General features: G+C 72.4%; 1 protein-coding gene and 1 pseudogene. Both read left to right on the forward strand.

All coding sequences use genetic code 11. The features are described 5' to 3' along the window. Positions 1-184: pseudogene (locus G6018_RS13695) on the forward strand (hypothetical protein); the annotation flags it as partial. A gap of 84 nt (positions 185-268) precedes the next feature. Beyond that, the coding region (locus G6018_RS13700) for a glutamate-1-semialdehyde 2,1-aminomutase (protein ID WP_182639905.1) at positions 269-1,198 on the forward strand (930 nt) is incomplete at its 3' end.

Raw genomic sequence — 1,198 nt, forward strand, 5'->3', positions numbered from 1 at the left:
GGCAGCCCCCGTCGCAGCGCCCGCCGTGCCCGCTCCGGTGATCCCGGCACCGGCGCCGCTGCCCACCCCGCAGGAGCTGCACCAGCAGGCCGAGAAGGCGCTGCAGGACGTGGCCGGACAGGTGGACACCGCCGTCAAGGCGATGTTCGCACCGCACGGCCAGCCCGCCCCGCCGCAGGGCTGACACCGCGAGGGGGTACTCGCGGTCAGTCTTTGAGACACTGGACGGGTGACGTCTGCGAGCGATGCCTTCCCGACCCCGTCCGGCCTGTCCGGCACCACCCGATCGGCCGAGCTCTTCGCCGAGGCCCGTGAGCTGATCCCGGGCGGGGTCAACTCCCCGGTCCGCGCCTTCAACTCCGTCGGCGGAACCCCGCGTTTCATGCGTGAAGCGCGGGGTTCTCGCATGACGGACGTCGACGGCAACACCTATATCGACCTGATCAGCTCCTGGGGCCCGATGATCCACGGCCACGCCCACCCCGCGATCGTCGAGGCCGTCCGGGAGACCGCCACCCGCGGTCTGAGCTTCGGCACCCCCACCGAGGGCGAGGTCGACCTGGCCCGCGAGATCGTGGGGCGGACCTCCGTAGAGGAAGTGCGCCTGGTCAACTCCGGTACCGAGGCCACCATGAGCGCGGTGCGACTGGCGCGCGGGTTCACCGGCCGGTCCAAGGTGGTCAAGTTCTCCGGCTGCTACCACGGCCACGTGGACGCGCTGCTGGCCGACGCGGGCTCGGGTCTCGCGACGTTCGCCCTGCCGGACTCGCCCGGCGTGACCGGAGCGACCGCCCACGACACGATCGTGTTGCCGTACAACGACGTCGAGGCGGCCCGCCTGGTCTTCGCCAACCACGGCAGCGAGATCGCCTGCGTGATCACCGAGGCAGCCGCCGGCAACATGGGCACGGTCCCGCCGCTGCCCGGCTTCAACGAGGAACTGCGCACCCTGTGCTCCGAGAACGGCGCGCTGCTGGTGATGGACGAGGTCATGACCGGCTTCCGGGCCGGCGACCGCGGCTGGTGGGGGATCGACGGCGTGGCCGGCGACCTGACCACCTTCGGCAAGGTCATGTCCGGCGGGCTGCCCGCCGCGGCGTTCGGTGGCCGCGCCGATGTGATGTCCGCGCTCGCCCCCGCCGGTCCCGTCTACCAGGCCGGCACGCTGTCGGGGAACCCGGTCGCGGTGGCGGCGGGA

This window comes from Dietzia sp. DQ11-44 (assembly GCF_014145205.1).
In the GTDB taxonomy this organism is placed as follows: domain Bacteria; phylum Actinomycetota; class Actinomycetes; order Mycobacteriales; family Mycobacteriaceae; genus Dietzia; species Dietzia natronolimnaea.